This is a genomic window from Legionella steigerwaltii (genome assembly GCF_001468065.1).
Lineage (GTDB): Bacteria > Pseudomonadota > Gammaproteobacteria > Legionellales > Legionellaceae > Legionella > Legionella steigerwaltii.
The window spans coordinates 72824-81907 of sequence record NZ_LNYZ01000029.1; the positions used below are offsets into that span (position 1 = coordinate 72824).

Genomic DNA, 9084 nt, shown 5'->3' on the forward strand with positions numbered 1-9084 from the left:
TATGAAAGATAACTTATTTGAAATGTTATTGAGTTTATTTGAAAAAAGTCTTACCCAGCTGCAAAAAAGCCATAAAACCGCTGATCAGGATGCAACGGAACTGAATGAAGAAGAGATGTCTTCAGAAGAACAAGTTTTGTATTTGAAGTTACAACAACAGACATCAACGCGAGTATTTACTTATGATGAGCAAATGAAACTGACTAAGGCCAGTTATCAATTTCTCATACGCATGAAATTATGGAAAATTCTTAATGAAGAATCATTCGAAATGATTATGAATCAATTGCAATTTTCTGAATCTCGTATCGTAACTCTTCAAGAGACTAAATGGACAATCAGAAATACTTTAGCCAGTACTTTAAATGAAGAACAATTGGCTTTTCTTGATTTAGTTCTTTATCAATCAGAAGATCAATTGACATTACATTAAAAGATCATCTATTCCTATACTACTAGAGTTGTTGATATTTCATTTTCAGCACCAAACTCCCGTATTTTTCTTAATACGAGCATTTGGTGGCTTAGGGATGAAGAGAAAAGGATAAGGTTAACGTTACTATGAGTAAACATTTGGTGATTGTTGAGTCACCCGCCAAAGCGAAGACAATTCAAAAATATTTGGGTAGCGATTACGAGGTTGTCGCTTCTTATGGACATGTTCGTGATTTGCCAGCACGTAAAGGTTCGGTTAATCCCGATAAACATTTTGCTATGACTTATGTTCCTATTGAAAAGAACTCGAGACATATCGAAACAATTGCAAAAATGCTTAAAAAGGCAGACTCATTATTACTGGCAACGGACCCTGATCGCGAGGGAGAAGCCATTTCTTGGCATATTTATGAATTAATGAAAGAAAAAAATCTAACTAAGGATAAGCCCATTCATCGGATTTTTTTCAATGAGATTACCAAATCAGCAATTCAGGATGCAATCAATCATCCTCGTTCAATTTCTATGGATTTAGTTAATGCGCAACAAGCACGACGCGCATTGGACTATTTGGTGGGTTTTAATTTATCTCCTCTGTTATGGAAAAAAGTCAGAAGAGGACTCTCCGCTGGACGGGTACAAAGCCCAGCATTGCGGCTTATTGTGGAGCGCGAAGAAGAAATCGAGCGTTTTGTAGCCCAAGAATATTGGAAGATTTTGGCTCAATGCATTCATACAAACGTGCCCTTTGAAGCACGTTTAACGCATTTCAAAAATGAAAAATTACAACAGTTTACGGTCAATAAGGAAGAACAGGCACGGCAAATCAAAGAATATTTGATTCGTCAGGCACAAGGTAATTTACTTGTCACTCAAATTGAGAAAAAACAACGCAAGCGTAAGCCCTCACCTCCGTTTATTACATCGACTTTGCAACAAGAAGCAGCACGAAAATTAGGTTTTACCGCGCGAAAATCGATGATGGTTGCCCAACAATTATATGAAGGGATAGATATTGGGACAGGAACAGTGGGTCTTATCAGTTACATGCGTACCGATTCGGTTAATTTATCGGTGGAAGCAATAGAAGAAACCCGACAGTTTATTACAGAACGTTTTGGTGAAAGCAATTGCCCTGCAAGCCCAAGAATTTACAAAACCAAATCCAAAAATGCTCAGGAAGCACATGAGGCGATTCGACCCACATCGATTAAACGTACGCCCGAAATGGTGCAATCAGCTTTAACCGTGGATCAATACAAACTCTACAGTCTTATTTGGAAACGTACGGTAGCCTGTCAAATGGCCGATGCAATACTTGATACGGTTGCTGTTGATTTAAGTTGCGGTGAAGGGAATATATTCCGTGCGAATGGCTCTACAATTACTTTCGCTGGGTTCCTTTCAGTGTATGAAGAAGGTCGTGATGATACCAAAGAAGACGAAAGCGAAGGTTCATTACTCCCTGCATTGGCTGTAGGTGAAAAGGTTAAAGTACAAGATTTCTTAGCCAATCAGCACTTTACTGAGCCACCACCAAGATATTCTGAGGCCACCTTGGTTAAGGCGTTGGAAGAATATGATATTGGTCGCCCATCAACTTATGCGTCCATTATTCACACACTACAACAGCGTGAATACGTGATTGTGGATAAGAAAAGATTCTTTCCAACAGATGTTGGTCGCATCGTGAATCGTTTTTTGACGGGTTATTTTACGCGGTACGTAGACTATAAATTTACCGCCGAGCTTGAGGACACATTGGATGCGATTTCACGTGGTGAAAAAGAATGGGTTCCTGTTTTAGAAGAATTCTGGCAACCTTTTGTGCAACAAATTGAAACGACCGATCAACAAGTGCAACGTAAAGACGTGACCTCGGAAATTTTGGATGAACAATGTCCTAAATGTGGAAAGCCACTGTCAATAAGATTGGGTAAGCGCGGACGATTTATTGGGTGCACAGGTTATCCTGAATGTGATTACACGCAGGATATTGCAGGCCAGGATAACGAAAAAAATGAACCCGAAGTTGTTGAAGGAAGAGTTTGTCCAGTTTGTACCAGTCCTTTGCATATAAAAAATGGACGTTATGGTCGCTTTATCGGATGCAGTAATTATCCTCAATGCAAGCATATGGAGCCAATAGAAAAACCAGCGGATACGGGGGTGGAATGTCCCAAGTGTCATGAGGCAAAAATCTTGCAGCGCAAATCAAGAAAGGGCAAGATTTTCTATTCCTGTGGTAATTATCCTAAATGCGATTATGCGTTATGGAATGAGCCGATTAATCAACCCTGTCCAAAATGTGCTTGGCCTATTTTGACGGTGAAAGAAAGCAAAAAATTTGGTCGACTAATTCTTTGCCCGCAAGATGGGTGTGGTTATTCTTCCAAGGAAGAGGAAGATTAATTGAAGGCTACACCTGGCTCCCACGGATTTACTTGTAGCCTGGGTGCAGCGCAGCGGAACCCGGGATAGGTGCTACTGCATTATCCCTGGGTTCCGCTGCGCTGCACCCAGGCTACAGTTTTTTTAGATCAATAAAAATCAATCGTAGTTGTGGTTACATCTAGAGGTCCTACAGGATATGAAAAAACAGTTACAGGTTGACTAACCGGTGTCACGACACGTCTAACTACAGGTCTATAGGTAACTACCGGCCTATAAGTAACTGTTCGTGCATAGGTAACTGGAACGAATGCTGGTGAGGTGTAGTATACGGTGTTACAACAACATCCAGCCGTCAAAGCAATACTTCCTAACAAAATAATCCATTTCATTATAAAGCCCCCTATTATGGATGCCTACAAAGATTGTAGATTATTTAAACAATAATATCCAGAATTGAGCAATTGGTGGTTATATTGTTCGAAAAGATGGTTCTTCATTCATTTAATAAAAAAGGCTGAGATGGAACAATAAAAAAGTTACCCTCTCCCATTTTCGGGAGAGGGGACAGGGTGAGGGGAATATAAACACATTCTTCCTGTTCATTTTGAATCAGTATATACTCATCATCTTCTTATAGAAAATAACTCAAACAGGATGTAGTGATGTTAGACAGGACCATTGTAGTTGATGAGCAATTTATCAATCGAGTACAACAAGCAGACTTTCCAAAACCCAAGAGCACAATGAGTCCGGAAACAGCGGAATTGGATAAGAAAACTGCTATAGAGCTTTTTGATTCGCAAATTAAATCACGTCTTCTTGATTTGATTGCCAGGCAGCTTAAGGAAAAAGGTTTGTCTTTTTATACCATAGGCAGCAGCGGACATGAAGGTAATGCGGTTTGGGGACAGGTTTTTCGTCCGGATGATATGGCATTTTTGCATTATCGTAGTGGTGCCTTTTATTTACAACGTGCTAAGAAAGTACAGGGTGCTGATGGGGTTAGGGATATTTTACTGTCTTTGGTTGCTGCAGCAACCGATCCCATTTCAGGAGGACGACACAAAGTATTTGGAAGTGTTCCTTTAAATATTCCGCCACAAACATCAACCATTGCATCCCATTTACCTAAAGCTTTAGGCGCCGCTCTATCGATTACTCGTGCAAAAGAATTAAATATTCACAGCAACTTAAATCCAGATTCCCTGATCATTTGTACGTTTGGTGATGCGTCGACTAACCATGCATCGGCACAAGCTACTTTAAATTCCTGCTCATGGATCGCGCAGCAAAACTATCCTTTACCCATAGTATTTATTTGTGAAGACAATGGCATAGGAATTTCTGTGCCCACTCCATCATGCTGGATAGAACGTTCAGTCAGTGCTCGGCCTGGTTTGCATTATATTGCTTGTGATGGATTAAATATTGCTGATGCCTATGCAGCAGCGCAAGAAGCTGAATATTTGGCGCGTGTAAAAAAACAACCTGTTTTCTTACATATGCGATGCGTGCGTTTATTAGGGCATGCTGGTTCTGATATTGAATCACAATACTGTACACCCGATGAAATAGAAGCCAGAGAAGCTCAAGATCCTTTGTTGCATACGGCAGGCATTCTTTATCGGGAAGGCTGGATGAGTGTGCAAGACATGCTAAGTCTTTATCGAAATAATAAAGATTTAATTGAGGCCAAAGCGGTAGATGCAATAAGGCAACCCAAACTTTCAAGCGCCGAAGCAGTAATGTCGTCGTTAATCCCTTCAGTACCTAAAAAACAAGCACTTCCTCTACCGAGTGAGGAGCAACGAACCAAAGTTTTCGCCAACGCATTCTCGCAATTAGCTCAAAAACGAAATTTATGTCAACAAATTAATTTTGCTTTGACTGATCTCATGATGCAATACCCCAATATGCTGGTATTTGGTGAAGATGTAGGTAAAAAAGGGGGTGTTTATCGAGTCACTGCTGATTTACAGACTCGTTTTGGACAACGCCGAGTATTTGATACTCTTTTAGATGAGACGACCATTTTAGGTACTGCAATTGGCTTAGCTCATAATGGATTCATTCCGGTTCCGGAAATTCAATTTTTGGCTTATTTACATAATGCAGAAGATCAACTGCGCGGAGAAGCATCCACCTTATCCTTTTTTTCCAGTGGCCAATACCAAAATCCAATGGTCCTGCGTATTGCTTCATTGGCTTATCAGAAAGGATTTGGTGGCCATTTTCATAATGATAACTCCATTGCGGTACTTCGTGATTTACCTGGAGTAATTGTCGCTTGTCCTTCAAATGGTCCCGATGCCGCAAAAATGTTACGTACTTGCGTACGCATGGCCTATGAGGAAGGCAGGGTCGTTGTCTTCTTAGAACCTATTGCTTTATATATGACGAAAGACTTGCACGAACCTGGTGATAATGGATGGCTTTTCAACTATCCTGCACCCGGTACCGTGATTGAGGAAGGTGAAGTGGGTGTTTTTGGAGATGGAGCAACGGTTATCCTAACGTACGCTAATGGTTATTATTTATCACGACAAGCTGCGAAGGTACTGCAGGAAGAACATAATATTCCAGTAAAAATAGTAGACTTACGATGGCTTAGTCCCTTACCTGTCAAAGGGATTTTGAAAGAAATCGCCAAAGCGAAAAACGTATTAATTGTGGATGAAGGCAGGCAAAGTGGTTCGGTTAGTGAAGGTTTGATGACTTTGTTGTTAGAAGAGGCTTCATCCAGTTTAAAAATCAAACGAATTACCGGTAAAGATTGCTTTATTCCCTTGGGTAATGCTTGGCAATATTTGTTACCCAGTAAAGAAAGTATTATTGAAGCCGTGATTGCGTTACAGTCAGATAAAAGGGAGAAAGAAAGTGGACGACTTGTTGTTTCTTGATGAGCAATTGAATGGTGATGAGCGCATGATACGCGATAGCGTAGCGCGTTTCGTCAGCAATGATGTAATGCCTTTGATGGCTGAATCTTTTGAACATGCTCAATTTCCACGAGAGCTTATTAAAAAATCCGCTGAAATGGGTTTATTGGGTTTGACCTTACCTGCAGAATACGGTGGCGCTGAAGCATCCTATGTCGCTTACGGCTTGGTTTGCCAGGAGTTAGAACGAGGTGATAGTGGCTTACGTAGTTTTGTTTCCGTACAAAGTTCTTTATGCATGTATCCTATTTTTCGTTATGGTTCTGAAGAACAACGCGTGCGCTTTTTGCCGGGGATGGCTACAGGCGAGATTATTGGTTGTTTTGGTTTGACTGAGCCTGATTTTGGCTCGGATCCAGCTGGAATGAGAACGACCGCGAAGAAAGTGAAAGGCGGCTGGAGTTTGAATGGCGCTAAAATGTGGATAACCAATTCACCAATCGCTGATATCGCCGTTGTTTGGGCAAAAACAGATGAAGGTGTCCGAGGCTTTATTGTAGATACGAAATCAGAGGGATTAAGTCGTCCTGAAATCAAATTAAAGATGTCATTACGTGCGTCAAACACTGGGGAGTTGGTGTTTGATGATGTTTTTGTTCCCGATGAAAATTATCTCCCGGGAAGTGAAAAAGGTTTGGGCGCTCCTTTAAGCTGCTTAAGCCAAGCGAGATATGGTATTGCCTGGGGCGCTATGGGTGCTGCAATGGCGTGTTTTGATATTACGCGAGATTATCTGTTAGAGCGTAAGCAATTTAATAAACCTTTGGCTTCATTTCAGCTTATTCAAAAAGATTTAGCAGATATGTATACTGAAATTATTAAGGCGCAATGTCTTAATTTGCAGATAGGCCGAATAAAAGATAATCATCGTGAAAATCCGGTGATGATTTCTCTGGCTAAGGGCAATGCCTGTCGTGAGGCATTAAATATTGCGCGAAAATGCAGGAATCTATTAGGAGCAAATGGAATCAGCCTTGAATATCATGTGATTCGTCACATGCTTAATTTAGAATCAGTCTTTACATACGAGGGTACGGACAATGTCCATACTCTGGTACTAGGAAAACATATTACAGGAATTAATGCTTTTGCTTAAACCAAGCACTAAACGGTTAAGCACCAAGATAAAATGACTTATTGTAACCTGGAAATTGGATCTAGGTTACTTTTTGTTCTATATAGTCATTGCATCGTTAGAGTTTAACTTATTCTTCATGCATCAGGATTGTGTGAAGCGAAGCAGGTTTATTCGGCAACTTACAGGAGTATCCCTATGTTTAAAATGACTTTAAAAAAAGCGTTAATATTAAGTTTACCTGTATTCAGTATGAATGTGCAGTCCGGGCCAAGTAAAGAGTTCTTAGCCAATCAGTGTTACGAGCTTTCGCGAGTGATTATCTCTTTAGCGGACAGCCAAGAAAAAAAGGTTTGCATTAATAAACTCCATATGGCTTCAGTGCAAATGAGTACAGCCGCGTATTTAATTATGGAAGACTCTTCTGATGTGGCAAAAGAGATCTTAAATAACGCCGTAGGTGCCTTGCAATATGCGGAGTTACTGAGCTGCAAACAATACGTTCAAATTTCACACTCTAAATTTGAAGCTCAGAAGATCAAAACATTATTATAAAAATGGGCCTCTCCTCGAGTATTTATCATAGACTTGAGGAGTTCGTGCCAGGAGATTGAAAGTGTACAAATTTTTAAAAAATAGTTTATTCATCCTAATCATTTTTATAATAGGTATTGCCGTTGGTAGCTATTACAACCCATTTATTCAAGATTTAATGGAGCGAATAGGGGAAAAAACAAATCACGGATCAAAAACTCCAGAACTCCACTTTTGTCCGCCAGCAGCAGAAGTAGTGAAGCATCAATACAGCTCCGAAGCGTTCCAAGTCGGGACATTATATTGGCAAATGGACTATCAAGGATGGAAGGCACCAGACAGTATTGGTTTTATGCAAGCACTGATTAACCAAAACAATAATCTGGTTTGCTATTATCATTGGCGAAATCCAACAGAGAAAGGCACGTATTTATGGATGACCATTCACCTCTCGCCCTCAGTGAATCAAATAGTTAAACCGTATGGGGGGTACTGGGCAAAAGAAGAAAAGCAACTGTTATGTACTGCAGGAATTAATGCCTGTGCGTTTATTCTGTCAGAAAGTTCAAAAAGAATCATTCCCCAAAATTAAATGTGGATTGTAGGATTGTAAAATTGTAGCCTGGGTGCAGCGCAGCGGAACCCGGGATTAAGAAATCATTCATGCGTTATAATCCCGGGTTCCGCTGCGCTGCACCCAGGCTACAAAGATGACAATCCCACAACCCCTTGTTATTTCCCCCAGACTTCGCTATCATTTCCCACCTAATCGGGGCGTAGCGCAGCCTGGTAGCGTACTAGCATGGGGTGCTAGTGGTCGAAGGTTCAAATCCTTCCGTCCCGACCAATAAAATCAATGAGTTACGAATAAATCACTTCCTAATAAAAATTCTTGGGTACACTTTGGGGTACACTTAACGCAAAGTGTTATTACCTAAGCGATTTAACATTACTAACTTTATGGACGATTATATTTTATCAGGAGCCAGTATGGGCGATTGGTATGAGATTATTTGTTTATCATTATCAGCTCTAGCTTTAGTATTTGGTTACATTGCGGGGAGAGCTCGTAGAGCATCGGTTGAAAATAATGGTGAGGCTCAAGTTAGACGCTCTTTAGCAAAATATTGTAGAAATAGAGATTCTCATGTACTGAGTAATGTTACTTTACGCTTAGAAGATGGCTCAACTACTCAGATTGATCATGTTTTGGTTAGTACAAAAGGTATATTTGTGATAGAAACCAAACATTACAAAGGATGGATATTTGCTAATCCTAAATCAAAGAGTTGGACTCAAACTATTTATTACTTGAAATTCAGATTTCAGAATCCAATATACCAAAATTATAAGCATGTTAAAGCCATTCAAAAGCTATGTGAGTTCATAGATCCAAATCTTATCCATAATATTGTTGTGTTTAGTGGTTAGTCTGTATTTAAAACTCCTAAGCCTGATAATGTGTGGTATAAAAATGAATTAATTCCTAAAATAGAGCAATATTCTGATGGTGCTTTAAGTTTAAACCGTGTCCAATTTTGTGTTGGTCGATTGGAATATATGCGCTTAGAATTGACGCGAGAAACCGATGTTGAGCATCAGGCATACTTAATACAAAAGTTTGGTCAGCAAGCAATGATATGGACTCATCCTCCCTTTTACCCGGCACCTAGATGAGCCACACTGTTAAGGTCTACCAAACCTTAT

The 9084-nt window shown here is 40.1% G+C and carries 9 protein-coding genes and 1 tRNA gene; 9 read left to right on the forward strand and 1 reads right to left on the reverse strand.

All coding sequences use genetic code 11. From position 1 onward, the window contains the following. Position 1: 1 nt before the first annotated feature. Both Lstg_RS14230 and topA read left to right on the forward strand, forming a co-directional pair. Positions 2–433, forward strand: coding sequence for a DUF494 family protein (locus Lstg_RS14230; RefSeq protein WP_058478340.1), 432 nt, complete (start codon positions 2–4; stop codon positions 431–433). 128 nt (positions 434–561) lie between these two features. Next, positions 562–2847: a type I DNA topoisomerase gene (gene topA / locus Lstg_RS14235; RefSeq protein WP_058478341.1), complete on the forward strand. Its 2286-nt coding sequence runs from the start codon at positions 562–564 to the stop codon at positions 2845–2847. Between the two features lie 128 nt (positions 2848–2975). Here the strand turns inward: topA and Lstg_RS17565 are convergent, their stop codons facing one another. Next, positions 2976–3218, reverse strand: coding sequence for a hypothetical protein (locus tag Lstg_RS17565; RefSeq protein WP_082650861.1), 243 nt, complete (start codon positions 3216–3218; stop codon positions 2976–2978). 273 nt (positions 3219–3491) lie between these two features. On the opposite strand from Lstg_RS17565, the gene Lstg_RS14240 reads away from it, so the two are divergent. From Lstg_RS14240 to Lstg_RS18025, 7 genes are all read left to right on the forward strand, one after another. Then, complete coding sequence (locus Lstg_RS14240; protein WP_058478342.1) at positions 3492–5729, forward strand: thiamine pyrophosphate-dependent enzyme; 2238 nt, start codon at positions 3492–3494, stop codon at positions 5727–5729. After that, positions 5707–6864: an acyl-CoA dehydrogenase family protein gene (locus tag Lstg_RS14245; protein ID WP_058478343.1), complete on the forward strand. Its 1158-nt coding sequence runs from the start codon at positions 5707–5709 to the stop codon at positions 6862–6864. Before Lstg_RS14240 ends, Lstg_RS14245 begins: the two co-directional genes overlap by 23 nt. A 177-nt stretch (positions 6865–7041) precedes the next feature. After that, positions 7042–7398 (forward strand): hypothetical protein, encoded by a 357-nt coding sequence (locus Lstg_RS14250; RefSeq protein WP_058478344.1) that lies wholly within the window; start codon positions 7042–7044, stop codon positions 7396–7398. A 61-nt stretch (positions 7399–7459) separates the two neighbouring features. After that, a complete protein-coding gene (locus tag Lstg_RS14255; protein ID WP_058478345.1) occupies positions 7460–7969 on the forward strand; it encodes a hypothetical protein in 510 nt (169 codons plus the stop codon). A gap of 178 nt (positions 7970–8147) precedes the next feature. Continuing rightward, positions 8148–8224 (forward strand) — tRNA-Pro (locus Lstg_RS14260). Between the two features lie 143 nt (positions 8225–8367). After that, positions 8368–8808, forward strand: coding sequence for a nuclease-related domain-containing protein (locus Lstg_RS18020; protein ID WP_238585442.1), 441 nt, complete (start codon positions 8368–8370; stop codon positions 8806–8808). A 30-nt stretch (positions 8809–8838) separates the two neighbouring features. Continuing rightward, the gene (locus Lstg_RS18025; RefSeq protein ID WP_238585443.1) at positions 8839–9054 is read left to right on the forward strand and encodes a hypothetical protein; all 216 of its coding nucleotides are present in this window, start codon (positions 8839–8841) and stop codon (positions 9052–9054) included. Positions 9055–9084 lie beyond the last annotated feature (30 nt).

Bases quoted from the DNA above. Each gene is read 5' to 3' on its own strand.
- Lstg_RS14240 (WP_058478342.1), top strand. From the start codon at position 3,492: ATGTTAGACAGGACCATTGTAGTTGATGAGCAATTTATCAATCGAGTA.
- Lstg_RS14250 (WP_058478344.1), top strand. From the start codon at position 7,042: ATGTTTAAAATGACTTTAAAAAAAGCGTTAATATTAAGTTTACCTGTA.
- Lstg_RS14230 (WP_058478340.1), top strand. From the start codon at position 2: ATGAAAGATAACTTATTTGAAATGTTATTGAGTTTATTTGAAAAAAGT.
- topA (WP_058478341.1), top strand. From the start codon at position 562: ATGAGTAAACATTTGGTGATTGTTGAGTCACCCGCCAAAGCGAAGACA.
- Lstg_RS17565 (WP_082650861.1), bottom strand. From the start codon at position 3,218: ATGAAATGGATTATTTTGTTAGGAAGTATTGCTTTGACGGCTGGATGT.
- Lstg_RS18020 (WP_238585442.1), top strand. From the start codon at position 8,368: ATGGGCGATTGGTATGAGATTATTTGTTTATCATTATCAGCTCTAGCT.